This window comes from Kitasatospora sp. NPDC002551, assembly GCF_040296005.1.
In the GTDB taxonomy this organism is placed as follows: Bacteria; Actinomycetota; Actinomycetes; order Streptomycetales; family Streptomycetaceae; genus Kitasatospora.
In genome coordinates this window covers 1-21086 of sequence record NZ_JBEOWI010000082.1, presented here as the reverse complement: position 1 = coordinate 21086, position 21086 = coordinate 1, and the positions used below count along the sequence as shown (strand labels likewise).

The 21086-nt window shown below is 74.6% G+C and carries 18 protein-coding genes; 5 read left to right on the top strand and 13 right to left on the bottom strand.

The window, feature by feature from the left end; translation table 11 throughout:
• Window positions 1-8: 8 nt before the first annotated feature.
• Window positions 9-686 carry a response regulator gene (locus tag ABT093_RS37560; protein WP_350553901.1) on the bottom strand — a complete coding sequence of 226 codons (678 nt, stop codon included), beginning with the start codon at window positions 684-686 and terminating at the stop codon, window positions 9-11.
• 302 nt (window positions 687-988) lie between these two features.
• Between ABT093_RS37560 and ABT093_RS37555 the strand changes: the two genes are divergently transcribed.
• The gene (locus ABT093_RS37555; protein WP_502884409.1) at window positions 989-1963 is read left to right on the top strand and encodes a SigE family RNA polymerase sigma factor; all 975 of its coding nucleotides are present in this window, start codon (window positions 989-991) and stop codon (window positions 1961-1963) included.
• 248 nt (window positions 1964-2211) lie between these two features.
• Here the strand turns inward: ABT093_RS37555 and ABT093_RS37550 are convergent, their stop codons facing one another.
• The 4 genes from ABT093_RS37550 to deoC all read right to left on the bottom strand — a co-directional run bounded on the left by ABT093_RS37550 (window position 2212) and on the right by deoC (window position 6445).
• Entirely contained in the window at window positions 2212-2850 is a 639-nt protein-coding gene (locus tag ABT093_RS37550) for a uridine kinase family protein (protein WP_350571965.1), read from the bottom strand.
• A gap of 208 nt (window positions 2851-3058) precedes the next feature.
• Window positions 3059-3961: an aldehyde dehydrogenase family protein gene (locus ABT093_RS37545; protein ID WP_350571964.1), complete on the bottom strand. Its 903-nt coding sequence runs from the start codon at window positions 3959-3961 to the stop codon at window positions 3059-3061.
• Window positions 3954-5453 (bottom strand): aldehyde dehydrogenase family protein, encoded by a 1500-nt coding sequence (locus tag ABT093_RS37540; protein WP_350571963.1) that lies wholly within the window; start codon window positions 5451-5453, stop codon window positions 3954-3956. The genes ABT093_RS37545 and ABT093_RS37540 overlap by 8 nt, the downstream gene beginning before the upstream one ends.
• Before the next feature lie 5 nt (window positions 5454-5458).
• Window positions 5459-6445, bottom strand: a complete 987-nt coding sequence (gene deoC / locus ABT093_RS37535) for a deoxyribose-phosphate aldolase (protein ID WP_350571962.1) — start codon at window positions 6443-6445, stop codon at window positions 5459-5461.
• Window positions 6446-6575: 130 nt separating this feature from the next.
• On the opposite strand from deoC, the gene ABT093_RS37530 reads away from it, so the two are divergent.
• A complete protein-coding gene (locus tag ABT093_RS37530; RefSeq protein ID WP_350571961.1) occupies window positions 6576-7262 on the top strand; it encodes a PH domain-containing protein in 687 nt (228 codons plus the stop codon).
• 73 nt (window positions 7263-7335) lie between these two features.
• On the opposite strand, the gene ABT093_RS37525 is transcribed toward ABT093_RS37530, so the two are convergent.
• From ABT093_RS37525 to ABT093_RS37500, 6 genes are all read right to left on the bottom strand, one after another.
• Window positions 7336-9060: a phospho-sugar mutase gene (locus ABT093_RS37525; RefSeq protein WP_350571960.1), complete on the bottom strand. Its 1725-nt coding sequence runs from the start codon at window positions 9058-9060 to the stop codon at window positions 7336-7338.
• A 283-nt stretch (window positions 9061-9343) separates the two neighbouring features.
• Complete coding sequence (locus ABT093_RS37520) at window positions 9344-10165, bottom strand: purine-nucleoside phosphorylase (RefSeq protein WP_350571959.1); 822 nt, start codon at window positions 10163-10165, stop codon at window positions 9344-9346.
• A gap of 124 nt (window positions 10166-10289) precedes the next feature.
• A complete protein-coding gene (locus tag ABT093_RS37515) occupies window positions 10290-11384 on the bottom strand; it encodes an NlpC/P60 family protein (RefSeq protein ID WP_350571958.1) in 1095 nt (364 codons plus the stop codon).
• A 21-nt stretch (window positions 11385-11405) separates the two neighbouring features.
• On the bottom strand, window positions 11406-11888 hold the full coding sequence (locus tag ABT093_RS37510; RefSeq protein WP_350571957.1) for a poly-gamma-glutamate biosynthesis protein PgsC/CapC: 483 nt from the start codon (window positions 11886-11888) through the stop codon (window positions 11406-11408).
• The gene (gene pgsB / locus ABT093_RS37505) at window positions 11885-13288 is read right to left on the bottom strand and encodes a poly-gamma-glutamate synthase PgsB (RefSeq protein ID WP_350571956.1); all 1404 of its coding nucleotides are present in this window, start codon (window positions 13286-13288) and stop codon (window positions 11885-11887) included. The genes ABT093_RS37510 and pgsB overlap by 4 nt, the downstream gene beginning before the upstream one ends.
• 9 nt (window positions 13289-13297) lie before the next feature.
• Entirely contained in the window at window positions 13298-15577 is a 2280-nt protein-coding gene (locus ABT093_RS37500) for a HAMP domain-containing protein (RefSeq protein ID WP_350571955.1), read from the bottom strand.
• A gap of 226 nt (window positions 15578-15803) precedes the next feature.
• On the opposite strand from ABT093_RS37500, the gene ABT093_RS37495 reads away from it, so the two are divergent.
• Window positions 15804-16793, top strand: a complete 990-nt coding sequence (locus tag ABT093_RS37495; RefSeq protein WP_350571954.1) for a hypothetical protein — start codon at window positions 15804-15806, stop codon at window positions 16791-16793.
• A 10-nt stretch (window positions 16794-16803) separates the two neighbouring features.
• Here ABT093_RS37495 and ABT093_RS37490 read toward each other — a convergent pair whose 3' ends face one another.
• On the bottom strand, window positions 16804-17241 hold the full coding sequence (locus tag ABT093_RS37490; protein WP_350571953.1) for a gamma-glutamylcyclotransferase family protein: 438 nt from the start codon (window positions 17239-17241) through the stop codon (window positions 16804-16806).
• Between the two features lie 78 nt (window positions 17242-17319).
• Here ABT093_RS37490 and ABT093_RS37485 point away from each other — a divergent pair, with 78 nt between their 5' ends.
• Both ABT093_RS37485 and ABT093_RS37480 read left to right on the top strand, forming a co-directional pair.
• Window positions 17320-18774: an NAD(P)H-quinone dehydrogenase gene (locus ABT093_RS37485; RefSeq protein ID WP_350571952.1), complete on the top strand. Its 1455-nt coding sequence runs from the start codon at window positions 17320-17322 to the stop codon at window positions 18772-18774.
• A gap of 236 nt (window positions 18775-19010) precedes the next feature.
• The gene (locus ABT093_RS37480) at window positions 19011-19979 is read left to right on the top strand and encodes a DeoR/GlpR family DNA-binding transcription regulator (protein ID WP_502884408.1); all 969 of its coding nucleotides are present in this window, start codon (window positions 19011-19013) and stop codon (window positions 19977-19979) included.
• Between the two features lie 146 nt (window positions 19980-20125).
• On the opposite strand, the gene ABT093_RS37475 is transcribed toward ABT093_RS37480, so the two are convergent.
• On the bottom strand, window positions 20126-21086 hold a 961-nt coding region (locus tag ABT093_RS37475; RefSeq protein WP_350571950.1), incomplete at its 5' end, for a biotin/lipoyl-containing protein.

Sequence of the window (21086 nt, the reverse complement as noted above, 5' to 3'; positions counted from 1 at the left end):
GGTGGCGGTCACGCCGGGGGGTCCAGCCGGTAGCCGACGCCGCGCACCGTGCGGATCAGCGTCGGGGCCGAGGGCACGTCCTCGACCTTGGCCCGCAGCCGCTGGACGCAGGCGTCCACCAGCCGGGAGTCGCCCAGGTAGTCGTGCTCCCAGACCAGCCGCAGCAGCTGCTGGCGCGACAGCGCCTGGCCGGGGCGCCGGCTGAGCTCCAGCAGCAGCCGCAGCTCGGTGGGGGTGAGCTGGAGGTCCGCGCCGTCCTTGGTGACCGTCATCGCCGCCCGGTCGATCACCACGCTGCCGTAGACCGAGGAGTCCGAGCTCTCCCGCTCGCCGCGCCGCAGCACGGCCCGGATCCGGGCGTCCAGCACCCGCGGCTGCACCGGCTTGACCACGTAGTCGTCCGCGCCGGACTCCAGGCCCACCACCACGTCGATGTCGTCGGAGCGGGCGGTCAGCAGGATGATCGGCAGCTGGTCGGTGCGCCGGATCCGGCGGCACACCTCGAAGCCGTCGATGCCGGGCAGCATCACGTCCAGCACGATGAGGTCCGGCCGCTGCTCCTTGAAGAGCCTCAGACCGTCCTCACCGGAGGCGGCGGTGGCCACACGGTGACCCTGGCGGGTGAGGGCGAGTTCGAGGCCGGTGCGGATGGCGTCGTCGTCCTCGATCAGAAGGAGGAAAGGCACGGCCTCATTCTGGCTCACCCGGAGCGGCGAATCACCCCCCACCGCCCGCCCGGGGCCGCGCGGGGGCCCGGACGCCGTCCGCGCGGGAACCGGAACTCCCGCCACCGGCGTCCGTCAACGGCGGGAGGGCGCACGGGACGAAAGGCCCGGCCCTGTGACAGCCCTGTGACAGTCGACGGACAGCGCCATCACAACCGGCGGGCAGGATCTTCCATGTCGCCGCAGGACAGCGGGCCGATCGGCCCGCCGAGGCGGCGACAAGGAACCGCTCGAACCGACCAAGGGGGCGCACGATGAACGCCATGCTTCAGACCCGGACCAACCCGGCTGTCCGCACCGCGCGTTCATCGGCCACCGCCCTCCGGACCCGCCTGGAGGGCGGGACCGAGGAGACCTCCGGTGCCGTGATCGCGCGGGGGTGCGCGCACAGCACCGGTGGAAACACTGCCGGCCGCCGGGTGAGCGGCGGCGGCAGGACGGGGGAGCTGTACGGGATCGGCCGCCGGGGGAACGCGGCCGACTCCGCCGGCACCTTGACGCTGCGGGGGATCCTCCCCGTCCGCGTCGAGGGCAAGGACGCCCCGGGGGGGAACCGGGGCATCGGGGGGACCGGCCTGCGGAAGGCCGACTCGGGGGAGTCGGCCGGCCGCGAGGCCGCCGGTGCGACGCTGCTGCGGCTGAGCCCCGTGGCGGCGCCCGCCACCGAGGTGCAGCGGGACGGGGCGCGGGGGGAGCGCCCCGCCGTCACCGAGGACCACGTCACCGAGTTCACCGCGTACGTGCGCGAGCGCCGCGCCTCCCTGTACGCCACCGCCTACCACCTCACCGGTGACCGCTACGAGGCCGAGGACCTGCTGCAGAGCGCGCTCTTCAGCACCTACCGCGCCTGGGGCCGGATCACCGACAAGGCCGCGGTCGGGGGCTACCTCCGCCGCACCATGACCAACCTGCACATCTCCGCCTGGCGGCGCCGCAAGGTCAACGAGTACCCGACCGAGGAGCTGCCGGAGACGGTCGGCGACACCGACGCGATGGGCGGCACCGAGCTGCGCGCCGTGCTCTGGCAGGCGCTGGCCAAGCTGCCGGAGAACCAGCGCACCATGCTGGTGCTGCGCTACTACGAGGGCAAGACCGACCCGGAGATCGCCGACGTGCTCGGCATCAGCGTCGGCACGGTCAAGAGCAGCATCTGGCGCGCGCTGCGCCGGCTGCGCGACGACGAGCAGCTGAACACCTCGGGCGACACGCTGCGGGCGTTCGGCGAGCTGGTCGCGTAGCGCGATCGAGACGTTCCGGTCCCCCGTGGGGGTGGGTCCGGACGGGGCTCCCGTCGGGGGACGGGTAGCAGGACGGACGCGGTACGGGTGGCGCCGGCTCGGGGGAGCGGCGGCACCGGAGGGGGCCGCGGACGTCCGGGGAAGGCGGCGGGCCCGGTGCGGGGGAGACGCACCGGGCCCGCCGTTCCGTGTTCTCGGGCGCCGTCGTGGTTGTCCGGCGGCCTCGCGCAGGGCCCGCCGCGCGCCGCTCAGACGGCGGACAGCTCCCCGGCGGCGGCCACCGCCCGGATCCGCCGCCCGGCCTCGGGCCCGGCGCACGGGTGCGCGCCCAGCGCGACCTGCCGCCCGACGATGCCGCGCTCGGCCCGCATCAGCCGCCAGCCGCGGCGCAGCAGCACCGGCAGCGACTTGCGCCCCTCGCGCACGTCCCGGCGCAGCCGCCACCAGGCGGTGGTGAGCGCGCCGTTGCGCAGGCACAGGGCGTCGCCGAGCAGTTCCCCGGCGGCGCAGTCGGCGGTGATCTCGGCGGCGAAGATGCCCTCGGCGACGAACGCGCCGGCCCCGCCGAGCTCCAGCACCCGGGTGGTGACCCGGCCGTTGTCCGGGATCGAGTACACCGGCACCTCGGCCCGGCCGGTGGTGCACAGGGCGCGGATGGCCGCGACGGCCTGCTCGCGGTGCCAGGACAGCGGGGAGTCCCAGTCCACCGAGCCGTCGGGCAGCAGCGGCAGGGTCGGGTCGTCGCCGTCCTTGTAGAAGTCGTCGAGCTGGAGCACCGGCAGGCCGCTGCGCTCGGCGAGCGAGGACTTCCCCGATCCGGAGGGCCCGGCGAGCAGGACCACCCGGGCGCGGGCTATCGGCACAGGGTTCAGCGGGGAGTCACTCACGGGACACCAGTCTGACGTATCCGGGCCCGATGCCGAAACCGGCCGGAACGGGGAAAAGTCGACGGACCCGCGCCAGGGGGGGAGAGGCGCGGGTCCGTCCTGTGACCGTCCGGGCCCTGGGGGGGAGAGGGCACGGGGGACGGCCAGTCTGTGGAGTTGTGTCACCAACTCGCGGTTACGGAGTGTAGCCGCTGCGGGGACCTGGTGGTCAGATACCCATCGGGTGCCAGACCGTCTTGGTCTCCAGGAACGAGAGTAGCCGGTCCGTTCCGGGAGCATTGGTCCAGTCCTGGGCGAACGGGTCCAGCTCCGGGCGGATCACCCTCTTCAGGGTATCCGCGGCGAGCGCCTCCAGCGCGCCCGCCGCGCCGGGACCGTCGGCGGCGATCGCGCCGGTGAGGTCCAGGGCGTTGACGTCCTGGTGCGAGGCCAGGGTGGGCGCGATGTCGGCGGTCCGGCCGGACAGCACGTTGACCACGCCGCCCGGGACGTCGGAGGTGGCCAGCACCTCGCCCAGCGACAGCGCGGGCAGCGGCGCGTCGGCCGCGGCCGCCACCACCACGGTGTTGCCGGTGGCGATGACCGGGGCGATCACCGACACCAGGCCGAGCAGCGAGTGCCCGTACCCGGCCTGCGGGGCGACGACGCCGACCACGCCGGTCGGCTCCGGGGTGGAGAGGTTGAAGTAGGGGCCGGCGACCGGGTTGGCGCCGCCCGCGATCTGGGCCACCTTGTCCGTCCAGCCCGCGTACCAGACCCAGCGGTCGATCGCCGCGTCCACCAGGGCGGCGGCCTTCTTCGGGCCGATGCCCTCGGAGAGCGCCACCTCGGCGGCGAACTGCTCGCGCCGGCCCTGCAGCATCTCGGCGACCCGGTACAGCACCTGGCCGCGGTTGTACGCGGTGGTGCCGGCCCAGCCCTTGACCGCCGCGCGGGCGGCCACGACCGCGTCGCGGGCGTCCTTGCGGGTCCCGAGCGGGACGTTGGCCAGCCACTCGCCCTTCGCGTCCGTCACCTCGTACACCCGCCCGCTCTCGGAGCGCGGGAACTTCCCGCCGACGTACAGCTTGTAGGTCTTGAGGACATCAAGACGGCTCACGACATCAGACATCTCGGGCCTCGACATTCAGGTAGGGCTCCAGACCGTGCCGGCCACCCTCGCGGCCGTAGCCCGACTCCTTGTAGCCGCCGAACGGCGAGGTCGGGTCGAACTTGTTGAAGGTGTTGGCCCAGACCACGCCCGCCTTGAGCCGGTTGGCCGTCCAGAGGATGCGCGAGCCCTTCTCCGTCCAGATGCCGGCGGAGAGGCCGTAGGGGGTGTTGTTGGCCTTCTCGACCGCCTCGGCGGGGGTGCGGAAGGTCAGCACCGACAGCACCGGGCCGAAGATCTCCTCCTGGGCGATCCGGTGGGCCTGGCTGACGCCGGTGAAGACGGTCGGCCGGAACCAGAAGCCGGTGCCCGGCAGCTCGCAGGCGGGCGACCAGCGCTCGGCGCCCTCGGCCTCGCCGGCGTCGGTCAGCGCGGTGATCCGGGCCAGCTGCTCGGCGGAGTTGATCGCGCCGATGTCGGTGTTCTTGTCCAGCGGGTCGCCGACCCGCAGGGTGCCCATCCGGCGCTTCAGCGCGGCCAGCAGCTCGTCCTGGACCGACTCCTGGACCAGCAGGCGCGAACCCGCGCAGCAGACGTGGCCCTGGTTGAAGAAGATGCCGTTGACGATGCCCTCGACGGCCTGGTCGATCGGCGCGTCGTCGAAGACGATGTTCGCGGCCTTGCCGCCCAGCTCCAGCGACAGCTTCTTGCGGGTGCCGGCCACCTGCTTGGCGATCGCCCGGCCGACCGGGGTGGAGCCGGTGAAGGCGACCTTGTTGACGTCCGGGTGCGCGGTGAGCGCGGCGCCGGTGCGGCCGTCGCCGGTGACGATGTTGACGACGCCCTTCGGCAGATCGGCCTGGCGGCAGATCTCGGCGAAGCGCAGCGCGGTCAGCGGGGTGGTCTCGGCCGGCTTGAGCACGACCGTGTTGCCGGTGGCCAGCGCCGGGGCGATCTTCCACGCCAGCATCAGCAGCGGGAAGTTCCACGGGATGACCTGGCCGGCCACGCCCAGCGGCTTCGGGTTCGGGCCGAAGCCGGCGTAGTCCAGCTTGTCGGCCCAGCCCGCGTAGTAGAAGAAGTGCGCGGCGACCAGCGGCAGGTCGACGTCGCGGGTCTCGCGGATCGGCTTGCCGTTGTCGATCGACTCCAGCACGGCCAGCTCGCGGCTGCGCTCCTGGATGATCCGGGCGATCCGGAACAGGTACTTGGCGCGCTCGCTGCCGGGCAGCGCGGACCAGTCGGCGAAGGCCCGGCGGGCGGCGGCGACCGCGCGGTCGACGTCCTCCTCGGTGCCCCGGGCGAACTCGGCGAGCACCTGCTCGGTGGCCGGGTTGACCGTCTTCAGCGCCTCGCTGCCCGAGGAGTCGACGAACTCGCCGCCGATGAAGTGGCCGTAGGAGCTGGCGATGTCGCCGGCCGCGGCGGGCGACTCGGGCGCCGGGGCGTACGTGAAGAGGCCGCCCGCCGGCTTCTGGGCCACGGGCTCCTCGGTGTTCTTCTTCTTGGCCATGGTGATCAGTCCACCGTCACGTAGTCGGGGCCGGAGTACCGTCCGGTGGTCAGCTTCTGGCGCTGCATCAGCAGGTCGTTGAGCAGGCTGGAGGCGCCGAAGCGGAACCAGTGCGGGGTCAGCCAGTCGTCGCCGAGGGTCTCGTTGACCATCACCAGGTACTTCATGGCGTCCTTGGTGGTGCGGATGCCGCCGGCGGGCTTCACGCCGACCTGGACGCCGGTGGCCGCGCGGAAGTCGCGGACCGCCTCCAGCATCAGCAGGGTGACCGGCGGGGTCGCGTTGACGGCGACCTTGCCGGTGGAGGTCTTGATGAAGTCGGCGCCGGCCAGCATCGCCAGCCAGGAGACCCGGCGCACGTTGTCGTACGTCTGCAGCTCGCCGGTCTCGAAGATCACCTTGAGGTGGGCGTAGCTGCCGTCGGCCCGGCGGCAGGCCTCCTTGACGGCGACGATCTCCTGGAAGACGTCCAGGTAGCGGCCGGAGAGGAAGGCCCCCCGGTCGATGACCATGTCGATCTCGTCGGCGCCGGCGGCGACCGCGTCGGCGGTGTCGGCCAGCTTGACCGGCAGCGCGGCGCGGCCGGCCGGGAAGGCGGTGGCGACCGAGGCGACCTGGATGGCGGTGCCCCGCAGCGCCGCCTTCGCGGTGGCGACCATGTCCGGGTAGACACAGATCGCCGCGACGCGGGGGGCGGTCGGGTCGGTCGGGTCGGGGTTGCGGCCCTTGGTGCACAGCGCGCGCACCTTGCCGACCGTGTCCGCGCCCTCGAGCGTGGTCAGGTCGATCATCGAGATGGCCAGGTCGATGGCGTACGCCTTGGCCGTGGTCTTGATCGAGCGGGTACCGAGGGTGGCGGCACGCGCCTCCAGGCCGACCTGGTCGACACCGGGCAGGCCGTGCAGGAAGCGGCGGAGCGAGGCCTCGGACGCCGCGACGTCCTCGAGACCGCTGCCCGCGATGCCTGGGGCGTTGGCTGCAAGAGTGGACATAGTCACCACACCAGCATATCTACGCGCGTAGTCAACCGCTAGGGCCCGCACGCATCGATGCCGGACCGAGACCTGGGGGTGTGATCGCCGCCCCTGTGGAGAGCGGGGGGGATGGGGCAGAATCGTGGGCATGACCGATTCCGACGGCCGGCCCGACCGGGCCCCGGCCGGCTCCGATGGGGAGCCCGTGTACGCCGACCGCGTGTACCGCTCCGTTCCCGGCGTCATCTCCGGGGTGCTGTTGCTGGCCGTCGCCGCCTGGCTGATCGGGGACGCGGCGCTGAACGGCACCGGCAAGACGCCGTGGGTGTCGCTGGCCGCCGTCCCGGTCTTCGCTCTCCCGGTGGTCGCCTACACCCTGCGTCCCGCCGTCCGCGCCAACGAGCGCCGCCTGGTGGTCCGCAACCCGCTGCGCACCATCACCGCGCCCTGGGCCGCCGTCGACGCGCTGCGCGCCGGGTACTCGGTGGAGCTGCTCGCCGACGGAAAGAAGTACCAGGTGTGGGCGGTGCCGGTGTCGCTGCGCCAGCGCAAGCGCGCGGCCCGCGTCCGGGACCGCGGCGGCCGGCCGCAGCACACCTCCCGGCTGGGCATGGTCTTCGGCCAGGGCAACGCCCCGGCCGGCCCCGGCGTGCAGGGCTCGTCGGACCCCACCCGGGCCTGGTCGGACCAGGTGGTCGGCATCCTGCAGGAGATGGCCGAGCGCAACGCCTCCCGCCCCGAGGCCGCCGGGCCGATCGAGGTCCGCTGGTGCTGGTGGATCATCGCCCCGACCCTGGCCGGGCTGATCGCCCTGATCACCGTGATCGCGGTCTGAGCCGTCCGGACACGACGGAACGCGCGGAAGGGCCCGCCGGGAACGGCGGGCCCTTCCGCGTGCCGGGGCGGCGTCAGGCGGTGATGCCGGCGGCTTCGGCCAGGTCGCGCTTGATCGTGGTGAGGATCTCGGTGGCCCGGGTGCGGGCGGTGGCCAGGTCGGCGGCGGAGGCGACCGGGAGGACGACCTCCAGGTAGCACTTGAGCTTGGGCTCGGTGCCCGAGGGGCGGACCACGATGCGGGCCGAACGGACGGCCTCGCCGGCCAGGCGGTAGCGCAGGCCGTCGGTGGGCGGCAGGTCGGCGGAGCCGGCGGTGAGGTCGTCGGCGCGGGTCACCGCGAGGCCGGCCAGCACGGTGGGCGGCTGCTCGCGCAGGGTGCGCATGGCGTCCGCGATCAGCGAGAGGTCCTCGACCCGGACGGAGAGCTGGTCGGTGGCGTGCAGGCCGTGCTCCAGCGCCAGGTCGTCCAGCAGGTCGGACAGGGTGCGCCCGGAGCGCTTGAGGGTGGCGGCGAGCTCGGCGACCAGCAGGGCGGCGGTGATGCCGTCCTTGTCGCGCACGCCCTGCGGGTCGACGCAGTAGCCGAGCGCCTCCTCGTAGCCGTAGCGCAGGCCCTCGGCGCGGGAGATCCACTTGAAGCCGGTGAGGGTCTCCGCGTAGCCGAGCCCGGCGGCCTCGGCGATCCGGCCGAGCAGGGTGGAGGAGACGATGGTGGTGGCGAAGGTGCCTTCGGCCTTCTTGGCGACCAGCGCGGCGCCGAGCAGCGCGCCGACCTCGTCGCCGCGCAGCATCCGCCAGCCGTTGGCGCCCTGCCCGCCGCCGGCGGCGTTGCCGTTGGCGGGGACGGCCACCGCGCAGCGGTCGGCGTCCGGGTCGTTGGCGATGACGATGTCCGGCCCGGTCGAGGCGGCGGTGCGGAAGGCGAGGTCCATCGCCCCCGGCTCCTCCGGGTTGGGGAAGGCGACGGTCGGGAAGTCCGGGTCCGGCTCGGCCTGCTCGGCGACCACGGTGGGGGCGGGGAAACCGGCCCGGTTCAGGGCGGCGAGGAAGGTGTCGCGGCCGACGCCGTGCATCGGGGTGTAGACGACGTCGAGGTCGCGGGCGCTGTGCGGGTCGAGGATGGAGACGGCGCGGTCCAGGTAGGCCTCGACCACCGACTCGTCCACCGTCTCCCAGCCGCTCCCGGCGAGCGGGACCTCGGTGAGCGAGCCGATCGCGTCGATCTCGGCGGCGATGCCCGCGTCGGCCGGCGGCACGATCTGCGAGCCGTCGCCCAGGTAGACCTTGTAGCCGTTGTCCTGCGGCGGGTTGTGGCTGGCGGTGACGGTCACGCCGGCGGCCGCGCCGAGGTGGCGGACGGCGAAGGCGAGCACCGGGGTGGGCAGCGGGCGCGGGAACAGCGCGGCGCGCAGCCCGGCGCCGACCACCACGGCGGCGGTGTCGCGGGCGAAGTCGTAGGACTTGTGGCGGGCGTCGTAGCCGATGACGACGAGGTCGCCGAGGCCCTGCTGCTTGACGTAGGAGACCAGGCCGGCGGCGGCCCGGATCACCACGGCGCGGTTCATCCGCATCGGCCCGGCGCCGAGTTCGCCGCGCAGGCCGGCGGTGCCGAACTGCAGGCGGCCGGCGAAGCGCTCGGCCAGCTGGGCCCAGGCGATCTTGGCGGTCGCCTCCGCCTCGGGGGTCTCGGCGTCGGCGAGCAGCGCGGCGAGCTCCTCACGGGTCTGCGGGTCCGGGTCCTCGGCGAGCCAGGTGCGGGCCCGGGCGAGGAGGTCGGTGGTGGTTGCCTGCGTCATGGCTGCGGCTCCATCGGGAAGTGCGTCGGTGGTCGGCCGGGGAGGGTGCCCCGGCCCGGGCCCGGTGGGACGGGCGGGTGCGGTGGGACGGGCGGAAGGGGACGGGCGGGGCGCGAGGCCGGGACGGGACGAACCGTACGGCGCGGTGGCGGCGCGGCGCCCGGCCGGATGGGGCGTGTCGGACCGGCGGACGCGGACGCGGACGGGGCCCGGGGCGGGTGTGACCACCGGATCACACCCGCCCCGGGCCCCGTCGCTCATGCCGTCCGCACCCGCTCCGGCGTCAGATCCGCTCCAGGACCTTGGCCAGCAGCGCGCCCATGCGCTCGGCGGAGGCCTTGCCGGCCTCCAGCACCTCGGCGTGGTTGAGCGGCTCGCCGGTCATGCCGGCGGCCAGGTTGGTGACCAGGGAGATGCCCAGCACCTCGGCGCCGGCCTCGCGGGCCGCGATGGCCTCCAGGGTGGTGGACATGCCGACCAGCTCGCCGCCGATCACCCGGGCCATGTTGACCTCGGCCGGGGTCTCGTAGTGCGGGCCGCGGAACTGGACGTAGACGGCCTCGTCCAGGGTCGGGTCGACCTCGCGGCACAGCTCGCGCAGCCGCTTGGAGTAGAGGTCGGTGAGGTCGACGAAGTTCGCGCCGACGATCGGGGAGTCGGCGGTCAGGTTGATGTGGTCGCTGATCAGGACCGGCTGGCCGGGCACCCAGCTGGGGCGCAGACCGCCGCAGCCGTTGGTCAGCACGATGATCCCGCAGCCGGCCGCGGCGGCGGTGCGCACGCCGTGGACGACGGTGGCGACACCGTGGCCCTCGTAGTAGTGGTTGCGGCCGAGGAAGATCAGCGCGCGCTTCTCGCCGATCTTCACCGAGCGGATCGTGCCGGCGTGCCCGGCCACGGCGGGGGCGGGGAAGCCCGGCAGGTCGGTGACCGGGAACTCCGCCACGGTCTCGCCCAGGGCGTCGGCGGCCGGCACCCAGCCGGAGCCCATCACCAGGGCGACGTCGTGGCGCTCGGCACCGGTCAGCTCGCGCAGGCGCTCGGCGGCGGCCTGGGCGGCGGCGTAGGGGTCGGCGGGGACGACCGACTGAGGAGATGCGTTCACGTGTCCGAGGATAGTCGGGAAACGGCTACGCGCGTAGAAGTTCCTGGTACGACGTGCCGGATCGTTACCCGGATGGCCCGCACCCGCACCTGCGGCGCCGCGCGCCCGTCCGGTCGGCAGCCGTTCAGAGCCGCTTCGCGCTGCGCAGGCCCTTGGCGTACAGCCCGTTGTCGTCCAGCCGCGCGGTGCCGCCCTTGTCGCCGAAGGTCGGGCCGTCCGCCTCCTCGCGGCTGGAGAGGTACCGGGGGTGGCCGTCGGTGTCCAGGCCCAGGTAGATGCCGGTGTGGTCGAGCCGGGCGCCGGTGCGGGCGTCGATCTCGAAGAAGACCAGGTCGCCGGGGAGCAGCGGATCGGTCGAGGCGGGCCGCACCGTGGTGTCCGAGCCGGGCACGGTGGTCAGCGGCAGCACCGGCACGCCCGGTCCCGTCCGGGCCAGGCCGTTGGCGGTGCGCGGCAGGCCGGGGCCGGGCGCGTCCTTGGACAGCAGCGGGTAGCCGGAGCGGTAGCCGTACACCATGCGGACGAAGCCGGAGCAGTCGAACGCGCCGTAGCGGGTCCGGTCCGGGCGCTTGGTGACCTTGTCCGCGAAGGTGTACGGGACGCCGAGGTAGTCCAGGAAGTCGGTCTGCTCCAGGCGCAGGTCGTTGCCGGACGAGCCGTCGGGGTTGAGCGGGCCGAACGAGGCGTCGCCCCGGAAGCGGACGCCCTTGCCGTCCCGGGCCTCCGGCGCGCCCGCCAGGTACTGGGTGGCGACGGCGAGCACGTCGTCCTCGGTGGAGCCGAGGTACCGGCCGAACCAGGTGCGGAACCAGGCCTCGTCCTCCGCCCCGGCCTTCCAGGGCTGCGGCATCAGCCGCACCCAGCTGTCGCCGGTCAGCACCGCGCTGGTGGTCCCCGGTTCGGTGAAGGTGCGGCTGGGGCCGGTCAGCACGGCGGTGCGGGCCCCGTCGGTGAGGGTGGCGAGCACGCCGCCGCGGGCGTCGCGCACCACCGTGCGGTCGGGGCCGGTGAGCCGTTCCCAGCGCGGGCCGGCCGCCGCGGCGGCGGTGCCCGCGGTTCCGGCGGCGGGCGTGGCGGGAGCGGTGAGCAGCGGCGCGGTGGCCCCGACCGGGGCGGGCTGCCGCTCGCGCTCGCGCAGCTGGACGGTCAGGTAGCCGCCGGTGACCAGCAGGGTGGCGGCGAGGCCACCGCTGAGCAGGGATTTCCGGGTGACGGGCATGGCGGTTCGGGCTCCGGGGGATCAGGTGCCGGGCAGGGCGCCGAGCAGCACGCCGGCGGTGAGCACCACGTAGGTGGCGAGGGTGACGGTCGTGGTCGCCATCAGGGTGGCCGCCCGGGGCTGGCGGACCAGCTGGTAGGCGATCAGGCCGGGGACGATGAAGCCCAGCGTCTGGTTGGCGTAGAGGGTGGGCAGCTCGTGCTGGAGGACCAGCGTCACGGTGGCCTGGAGCAGGACGCCGATCAGCACCACGGCGGCGAACAGCCGCTTGCCGTAGAGGATCACCAGCTTCTGGACCACCCGGGTGGCCAGGTAGGCGAGCACGGTGACGCCGGCCACGATGGCGACCCGCTGGAGGTCCTCGACCAGGGTCAGGGCCAGCCAGCCGGGGGTGATCATGCCGCCGGGGGAGAGGTTGGTGGTCAGGTAGCAGACCAGCGAGAAGACCAGCCCGAGCGCGATGCCGAGGGCGGCGATCTCGGGGGTGAGCTCGGTGGGGATCACGGCTGGTCTCCGTAGCGGCGGTGGTGGGGGTCGTCGTTCGGGTCGTACGGGCCATAAGGGTCGTACGGGTGGTACGGGTGGTACGGGTCGTACGCCTGGGAGGGGACGGCGGGGGCGGTGGCCGGCTCGAACCAGGAGTCGGGCAGCGGCTCGGGGACGTACACGGGCTCGTGCACGGGCTCGTAGGCCGGTTCGCGGAGCCCGCCGGCCTCCGGTTCGTCGTCCGGGGCGAGCCGGGCCAGCTCCTCCAGGAACAGCTCGCCCTGCCCGTGGATGTTGCCGATCGCGACCAGCGAGGAGTCGGGGCCGAGCGCGTCCAGCAGGTCGGCGGTGAGCCGCGCCGGGTCCCGCCGGTCGCCGCCGAGGTCGACCACCCGCCCGGACCAGCCGGCCGGGACGGCGTCCCGGGCGCTCCTGGTGGGGTGGCCGATCAGGAAGAGCGTGTCCGGGTCGAGGTCCGGCACGATCTGGCCCATCTGGCCGTTGCGCTCGACCCGGTCCGGCCGGCAGTTGACCACCACGTGCAGCGGCCGGTGGATCGCTCCCAGGCCCTCCAGCTGGCGGACGTTCATCAGCGTGGACTCGGGGTCGTTGGCGGCGAAGACGTTGGCGAACCGCAGCCGCTTGCCGTCCGCCGTCCGGTACCGCTCGACCGAGAGCACCCCGGGGTCCGGCGGCGCCGCCCACATGCCGCGCAGCGCCGTCTGCCGGTCCACCCCGAGGAGTTCGGCGACGGCCAGCGCGATGGCCACGTTCTCCTTGAAGGTGAACCAGCTGAAGCCGCGCAGCTCCTCGTCGCTGACCGACTCGGGGTCGACCACGATCAGCTCGCAGTCCCGCTTGGCGGCCTCCTCGCGCAGGATGTGCGCGCGCTCCCGCTCGGCGGTGACGCAGACGCCGCCGACCGGCATCGAGCGCGACAGCGAGCGGGCGACGTCGTCCAGGGTGGGCCCCATCTCGGCGAGGTGGTCCTCGCGGACGTTGCACAGCACGCCGATGGTGGAGCGGATCAGCTTGGTCTGGTTGACCTCCTGGAGCGCCGGCATGACGGCCATGCACTCGATCACCAGCGCGTGCGGCCGGTAGGTGGCGGCCCGGCGGACGATGCCGATCTGCTCGACCACGTTGGCGATGCCGAACTTGCGGTAGACCGGCTCCTCGGTGGCGTCCGGGTGGATGAACCGGGCGGCGGTGCCGGTGGTCTTGGCGACGGTGACCAGGCCGCCGCCGCGCAGCGCGCCCGCGCACAGCCGGGTGATCGAGCTCTTGCCGCGGATGCCGTTGACCAGCACCCGGGTGGGGATCTGGTCCAGCGCGGCGAAGTGCCGGCGCTGTTCGACGATGCCGGCCACCAGCAGGACGGCGCAGCACACCAGCAGCACGAGGTAGAGGAAGAGCACGGGTCCCTCTCAGAAGGCGGTGGCGGCGGGGGCGCGGTGCCCGGCCCGCGCGCGGTCGGTGCGTTCGCGCTCGGCGCGCTCCAGGTCCTGGCGGATCAGCTCCAGGCTGCGGGCGACGGCGCCGACCTCGTCGTGGTGGACGGGGAACAGGACGGTGCGGCGGTCCCCGGCGGCCAGCGCCTCGGCGCTCGCGGTGAGCCGGCGCAGCGGCAGGCCCACGGCGACGTACAGCCAGCCGAGGCAGAGCGCGGCGGCGGCCAGGCCGAGCATCCCGGCCAGGACGGCGCGCCGGTCGGCCCGGTTCTGGTCGAGGTGCAGCCAGGACACCGGGTGGGCGCTGACGACGGACCAGCCGAGCCGGGCGACGGCGCCGCGGCCGCCGAGCGGGGCGGCGGCGAGCAGCACCGGGTCGCCGCCGGTGCGCACGACGTCGGCGGCGGCGTGCTTGGCGGCGCCGCCGGGCGGGGTGCCCGCCGAGGTGTCCAGGACGGCCCGGGCGCGGCCCTCGGGGAGTTCGCCGAAGGAGGCGTAGGCCCCGTTGGCGGCGAGCACCCGGCGGCGGTCGTCGAGCAGCCAGACCCGGCCGAGGCCGGGGCGTTCGAGCAGGCCGCCGAGGAAGTCGGTGCGGAACTCGCCGACCAGCACCGGGCCCGGTGCCTGCGCGTCGTCCGGGACGGCGTCCGCGGCGTCGGCGGCTCCGGCGGCCGCGGGGGCGGCGAGCGGTGTCCGGGCGGCGATCCGGGGCTCCTTGCCGGAGCTGTTGAGCAGCAGCACGCCGCCCGGGCCGAGCGCCCCGGGCCCGGTGCGGTGCGGCTCCTCGCCGGCCCGGGCGAGCACCTCGCCGCCGGGGCCGAGCACGTACAGCGCGCGGTAGCGCTCGTGCCGGGCGAGGGCGGTGCGCAGCAGCGTCCGGGCGGTGCCGACATCGGCGGCGGCGAGTTCGGGGGCGAGCGCGCGCAGGTCCGCGTAGCCCTCGTTGAGGGCCTGGCGCAGCCGGTCGGCGGCGTTGTCGGTGCGGTCCCGCTGGCCGGCCACCACCTGGGTGGGGACGCGGACCTCGCCGTCGTTGCCGCCGAGCAGCAGCAGCGGGGCGGACCAGCCGAGCACGACGGCGGCGCTCAGGCCGAGCGGCAGCGCGGCGCCCGGCCGGCGGCGCCGGGGCGCGGGTACGGGGGCGGCCGGCGGGCGGGCGGGGTCGAGGAGCTGGCGCCGCAGCTCCTCCAGGGCGCGGGCGATCCGGCCGGCCTCGCCGCGCCGCGGGCCGCGGACCGGCCGGTCCAGCTCGCCCCGGGTGAGCCGGCGGGCGTCCAGGAAGAGCCGCAGCAGCGGGCGCTGGAGGGTGCGGCGCAGGAACAGGGCGAGCAGCAGGGCGAGGGCCAGCAGGGCGCCGGCGGCGGACAGGCCGAGGGCCGGGTGGCGCAGGCCGGCGGCCTTGCCGTCGACGGTGCCGGTGGAGACGACGGTGAGTCCGAGCGCGGTGGCCGGGTCGTGCGCGTCGGCGCCGGCGACGGACGCCCAGCCGGCCACCCGGCGCACGCCCCCGTGGTCGGCGCCGCCGGCCGGGCTGCCGGAGGCGGCCCCGGTCGGGGCCTGCCCGGGGAGGGTGCCCCGGACGGTGGCGGCCAGCTGCCGGGCGGCCTCGTCGGTGAGCACGGCGCCGGCGGTGTCGAGCACGGTGCCGTCGGCGCCGAGGACCTGGATGGTCTGGCCGTCGCGGGTGGCGAGGGCGGGCAGCCGCAGGTTGTCGGAGGCGACCAGCAGCGCCCGGCCGTCGTGCGCGGTGGTGACCAGCGCGAAGGTCAGCAGCCGGGTGCCGGCGGCGGAGGGGACGAGCAGCGGCGCGGGCGCGGTGTCGGTGACCCGGCCGAGGTCGAGGCCGGCCAGCGGGACGGTCTCGCCGCGGGCGGCGAGCAGCCGGCCGGTGTCCGGGCGGACGATCACCGTGCCGCGCCACTTGCGGTACGCCGAGCCGAGCGCGGCCAGCACCTCGGTGGGCTCGGCGGGCGCCCGGTCGTAGCGGGCGGCGGAGCGCAGCAGGTCGGAGCTGTTCTCCCGCAGGCCCGCCCGCAGCGACAGGGCGGTGTCCTCGGCCGCGTACCGGTGGGACTCGCGGACCGCCTGGGGGGTGTCGTCGACCCGCAGGCCGCCGACGGCCAGCGCGGTGATCGCGGCGACGGCCGACAGCAGGACGAGCAGCAGGGCGATCGGCGGGCGGATGCCCCCGAGCAGCGGCATGTCGGCCCGGCGGCGATAGCGGTGCTGCCGCGGAGGGGTGGGGGCCGTGCTCACGGGTAGGGGCCTCGTCGGGAGTCGGGTCGGGTCCGGGTGCCTCGGGCGGCAGTGCGCCACCCACCCCTGGAGCCCCACCGCGAACCGGGCGGGCCCGGTCGAAGCCTCAAAAGCGTACGAAGAGGTTCCGGTTATCCCGTCTCGTAACGGTCTCGGATCGGGGAAGGTTCGATCACGATCGATGTCGATCATGGAGTCGCTGTTGCGCGCGGTAGGTTCTCCCCTCGTGGAGAGACGGGGAACGCGACGCGCGGTGCGGTGGCCGGTGGCGGTGCTGGCCGTCCTGGCGGCCCTCGCCGCCGGGCTGACCCTGGCCGCCGGGCTGACCCTGGCCGCCCGCGGTCCCGCGCGGCACCCGGCGGCCCCGGCGGCCTCCGCCGCGCCGGCCCCCGCGAGCCCGGACGGCCCGCGCCCGGTGGACCTCGCCGCCCGGGTGGACGCCTACACCGCCGCCTTCGCCGTCGGCACCTACACCGCCCCGGACCCCGCCCAGCGGCGGGCACTCGCCGACGCGGTCCTCCAGGCCGTCGACGGCCGACTCGGGCAGGCCGACCGGACGCTGGCCGGCGTCGGCTACCGGCTCACCGAGTTCACCGAGGCGGTCAGCGGACGGCGCACGGCCGAGATCGCCGACGCCTCCGGGGCGGACCCGCGCGGCTGGGGCCGGATCTACCTGGACCTCTCCGCCCGGACCGGCTGGACCGTCCAGGTCCCGCACCCGGTGGCCGACCTGCGCACCGAGACGCTCGGCGCCGCACTCCTCCAGCGGGCGCCCGGCGGCGTGCTCGTCCTCGCCGGCGCCCACCGGCGGGCCGGCACGGACGGGGCGGCGGACGCCGCGCACCGCGACGACACCGTCTTCGCCGCGGTCGTCGGGGCCCTCACCGAGCGCGGACTGCCCGGCCTCCAGTTGCACGGCTTCGACGAGGACAGCCTGCCCGGCACCGACGCCGTGGTCTCCGCCGGCGCCGGGGCGGCCGGCCGGGACGCCGAGCGGACCGCCGACGGGCTCGGCGCGGCGGGACTCGCGGTCTGCCGGGCCTGGCAGGAGAAGTGCGGGCGGCTGGAGGGCACCACCAACGTCGAGGGCCGCTTCGCCGCGGGCCTGGGCGTCACCTGGCTGCACGTCGAACTGGCCGCCCCGCAGCGCACCGACCCGGCCCGCCGCGCGGCGCTCGCCGAGGCCCTGGCCGCGACGGTCGGGCCCTGGAGATAGCGCAGGCGCCTCAGCAGGGGCGGCGGCGCAGGTCCAGCACGTAGTCGTCGGGGGCGCCGGCGCTCTCCGCCGCGTCCGCGATCAGGCCCAGGTAGCGGGCCGCGGGCAGGCCGCCCTCGTAGTCGTTCAGCACGTACGTCCAGACCGGCACGTCGCCGTCCAGGGTCTGCGCCCGCAGCTTGATCTTGCGGTAGATGCCGAGCTGGACGCCCTCCCAGCGGTCCAGCCCCTCCTCGTCCATCGGCGCCACGTCGTACAGCGAGACGAAGACCTGCTCCTTCTCGTCCTCCACCACCGTGGCCAGCGAACCCTCCCAGCCGAGGTGCTCGCCGCCGAAGGTGAGCCGCCAGCCGGACAGCCACCCGGTGCCGCGCAGTGGCGAGTGCGGGGCGCGGCGGGTCATCTGCCGGGCATCGAGGTTCGTGGCATACGCGGCGTAAAGGGGCATGGGGGGAAGCCTACGTTCACCGGCCGATCCGACAGAAGCCCCGACCCCGGCGTGGCAGTGCTCCCGGCGTGCGGGACAATGGTTGACGTGACTCGGATCGTGATCATCGGTGGCGGACCCGGCGGCTACGAGGCGGCGCTCGTCGCCGCTCAGCTCGGCGCGGAGGTGACCGTCGTCGACCGCGACGGCCTGGGCGGATCGGCGGTGCTCACGGACTGCGTGCCGTCGAAGACGCTGATCGCGACGGCGGAGGTGATGACGACCTTCGACAGCTCGTACGAGGAACTCGGCATCATCGTCGCCGACGACACCCCGCACATCGACAGCCCGGCCCGGGTGGTCGGCGTCGACCTGGGCAAGGTCAACCGGCGTGTGAAGCGCCTGGCCATCGCGCAGTCCCACGACATCACCCAGTCCGTCACCCGCGCCGGCGTCACCGTGCTGCGCGGCCGCGGCCGGCTGGGCACCGGCGGGCAGGCCGTGGACGGCTCCCGCGAGGTGCTGGTGGACGCCCCCGACGGCAGCGTCCAGTCGCTGCGCGCCGACGCCGTGCTGATCGCCACCGGCGCCCACCCCCGCGAGCTGCCCGACGCCCAGCCCGACGGCGAGCGGATCCTCACCTGGACCCAGGTCTACGACCTGGAGGAGCTGCCGCGCGAGCTGATCGTGGTCGGCTCCGGCGTCACCGGCGCCGAGTTCGCCGGCGCCTACCAGGCGCTGGGCTCCAAGGTCACCCTGGTCTCCTCGCGCGACCGGGTGCTGCCCGGCGAGGACCCGGACGCCGCCGAGGTGCTGGAGGAGGTCTTCCGCCGCCGCGGCATGAACGTGATGAGCCGCTCGCGCGCCGAGAGCGTCAAGCGGATCGGCGACACCGTCGAGGTCACCCTCTCCGACGGCACGGTGATCGAGGGCACCCACTGCCTGATGGCGGTCGGATCCATCCCGAACACCGCCGGCCTGGGCCTGGAGGAGGCCGGGGTCAAGCTCAACGACTGGGGCCAGATCCAGGTCGACCGGGTCTCCCGCACCACCGCCCCCGGCGTGTACGCGGCCGGCGACTGCACCGGCGTCTTCATGCTCGCCTCGGTGGCGGCCATGCAGGGCCGGATCGCCATGTACCACGCGCTGGGCGACGCGGTGCAGCCGCTGAACCTCAAGACGGTGGCCTCCAACGTCTTCACCGACCCCGAGATCGCCACCGTCGGCTACACCGCCGCCGACGTGAAGTGCGGCAAGATGGACGCGGTCGAGGTCAAGCTCCCGCTGCGCGGCAACCCGCGCGCCAAGATGCAGGGCATCCGCGACGGCTTCGTGAAGCTCTTCTGCCGCCCCGGCACCGGCATCGTGGTCGGCGGCGTGGTGGTCGCCCCGCGCGCCAGCGAGCTCATCCACCCCATCTCGCTGGCGGTGGACGCCAATCTGACGGTCGAACAGGTGGCCAGTGCCTTCACCGTCTACCCGTCGGTCTCCGGCTCCACCGCCGAGGCCGCCCGCCAGCTCCACATCCGCAAGCGCGACGAGGGCGAATCCTGAGCCCAGGGCGCTCAGTTGGGGGCGGTCGCCGTTCGGCGGCCGCCCTCCGCGCGTTCCCGGCCGTCACTCGGACGGCGGGCGCAGTTCCGGATCGCCGACGGCGCGCATTGTACGGTCACGCGCCGCTCCGGCGTGAGCAATTCCCGCTACTAGCAGCAAACGCCTGAAAGCAGACGGTCACGCAGGTTACCGTCGGTTCTGTGTTTGCAGCAGAACGTCGCCAGTTGATCCTCGAAATGGTGCGCGCCAACGGAGCGGTCTCGCTCCGGGAGTTGGCCCGCGTCGTCCAGACCTCCGAAGTGACCGTGCGCCGCGACGTGCGGGCCCTGGAGGCAGAAGGGCTCCTCGACCGCCGGCACGGCGGCGCGGTGCTCCCCGGCGGCTTCAGCCGCGAACCCGGCTACCCGCAGAAGACCCACCTGTCCGCCGCCGAGAAGAGCGCCATCGCCGATCTCGCCGCCGGTCTGGTGGAGGAGGGTGACGCCGTGGTGGTCGGCGCCGGCACCACCACGCAGGAACTCGCCCGGCGCCTGGCCCGGGTGCCCGGGCTGACGGTGGTGACCAACTCGCTGCTGGTCGCCCAGGCGCTCGCGCACGCCAACCGGGTCGAGGTGGTGATGACCGGCGGCACCCTGCGCGGCTCCAACTACGCCCTCGTCGGCAGCGGCGCCGAACAGTCCCTGCACGGGCTGCGGGTGACCAAGGCCTTCGTCTCGGGCAGCGGACTGACCGCCGAACGCGGCCTGTCGACCTCGAACATGCTCTCCGCGAGCGTGGACCGGGCCCTGGTGCAGTCGGCCGCCGAGGTGATCATCCTCGCCGACCACACCAAGCTCGGCGCGGACAGCATGTTCCCGACCGTCCCCACCGACACCATCACCCGCCTGGTCACCGACGAGCTGGCGACCGCCGACGACGCCACCGCCCGCGAACTCGACGCGCTCGCCGACTGCGGCGTGCAGATCGACCTCGCGCCGCTCGGCGCCGCGCCGTCCGGCGACGCCCCGGTGCACGGCACCGGCAGCGGGCCCGTCCACCAGACCCAGCCCGGTCCGATGGCCCGCCGCGCCGTCCCGCCGCCCCCCGGCGGCGCCGCCCCGCTGCCCGGCCAGCGCCGGCCGGGCGTGCACGGCCCCGGCGGGCCGGGCGGCCCGGGACCGCTGCCGGCCAGGCTCGCCGAACTCGGCCTGCCGCGCGGCCGCTGAGCCCCCCGGCGGCCGCGGGCACCACCCGGACCGCCCGCACCACCGCTGTCGCCCGCAGCACCGGTACCGCCCGCACCACCGCCGACAACACGACCGGTCCGCACACCCGTAGGTGTACGGACCGGCGGCGGAAGACGCGGGAGGCGTCAGTCCTTGATCTCGCAGAGCGCCGCGCCGCTGGAGACGCTCGCCCCCACCTCGGCCTTGAGGCCGACGACGGTGCCCGCCTTGTGCGCGTTCAGCGGCTGCTCCATCTTCATCGCCTCCAGGACGACGATCAGCTCGCCCTCCGCGACGACCTGGCCCTCCTCGACGGCGACCTTGACGATGGTGCCCTGCATCGGCGAGGCCAGCGTGTCACCGCTGACCGCCGAGCCGGCCTTCTTCGCGCCCACCCGGCGCTTGGCCTTCGCGGCCCCCGCACCGGCCGCCGGAGCGGTCGAGACGCCCAGCGAGGACGGCAGCGAGACCTCGATCCGCTTGCCGCCGACCTCGACGACCACGGTCTCCCGGCCCTCGGCCTCCTCGCCCTCGCCGGCCGCACCGGCGAACGCGGGGATGGTGTTGTTGAACTCGGTCTCGATCCACCGGGTGAAGACCTTGAACGGCCCCTCGCCGCCGTGCACCTCCGGCGCGAACGCCGGGTCGGTGACGACCGCCTGGTGGAACGGGATGGCGGTCGCCATGCCCTCGACCTTGAACTCCGCCAGCGCGCGCTTCGCCCGCTCCAGCGCCTGCTTGCGGTCGCGGCCGGAGACGATCAGCTTCGCCAGCAGCGAGTCCCACGCGGGGCCGATGACCGAACCGGTCTCCACACCCGAGTCCAGCCGCACGCCCGGCCCGGACGGCGGCGCGAACAGCGTCACCGTGCCCGGGGCCGGCAGGAAGTTGCGGCCCGGGTCCTCACCGTTGATGCGGAACTCGAACGAGTGGCCGCGCACCTCCGGGTCGTCGTACCCGAGCTCCTCGCCGTCCGCGATCCGGAACATCTCGCGGACCAGGTCGATCCCGGTGACCTCCTCGGTGACCGGGTGCTCCACCTGCAGACGGGTGTTGACCTCCAGGAAGGAGATCGTGCCGTCCACCGCCACCAGGAACTCGCAGGTG

Coding starts and splice junctions, on each gene's coding strand:
- ABT093_RS37525 (WP_350571960.1), bottom strand. CDS start 9,060: ATGACGCAGGCAACCACCACCGACCTCCTCGCCCGGGCCCGCACCTGG.
- ABT093_RS37540 (WP_350571963.1), bottom strand. CDS start 5,453: ATGGCCAAGAAGAAGAACACCGAGGAGCCCGTGGCCCAGAAGCCGGCG.
- ABT093_RS37545 (WP_350571964.1), bottom strand. CDS start 3,961: ATGTCTGATGTCGTGAGCCGTCTTGATGTCCTCAAGACCTACAAGCTG.
- ABT093_RS37555 (WP_502884409.1), top strand. CDS start 989: ATGCTTCAGACCCGGACCAACCCGGCTGTCCGCACCGCGCGTTCATCG.
- ABT093_RS37480 (WP_502884408.1), top strand. CDS start 19,011: ATGGTGCGCGCCAACGGAGCGGTCTCGCTCCGGGAGTTGGCCCGCGTC.
- deoC (WP_350571962.1), bottom strand. CDS start 6,445: ATGTCCACTCTTGCAGCCAACGCCCCAGGCATCGCGGGCAGCGGTCTC.
- ABT093_RS37490 (WP_350571953.1), bottom strand. CDS start 17,241: ATGCCCCTTTACGCCGCGTATGCCACGAACCTCGATGCCCGGCAGATG.
- ABT093_RS37485 (WP_350571952.1), top strand. CDS start 17,320: ATGGTTGACGTGACTCGGATCGTGATCATCGGTGGCGGACCCGGCGGC.
- ABT093_RS37530 (WP_350571961.1), top strand. CDS start 6,576: ATGACCGATTCCGACGGCCGGCCCGACCGGGCCCCGGCCGGCTCCGAT.
- ABT093_RS37515 (WP_350571958.1), bottom strand. CDS start 11,384: ATGCCCGTCACCCGGAAATCCCTGCTCAGCGGTGGCCTCGCCGCCACC.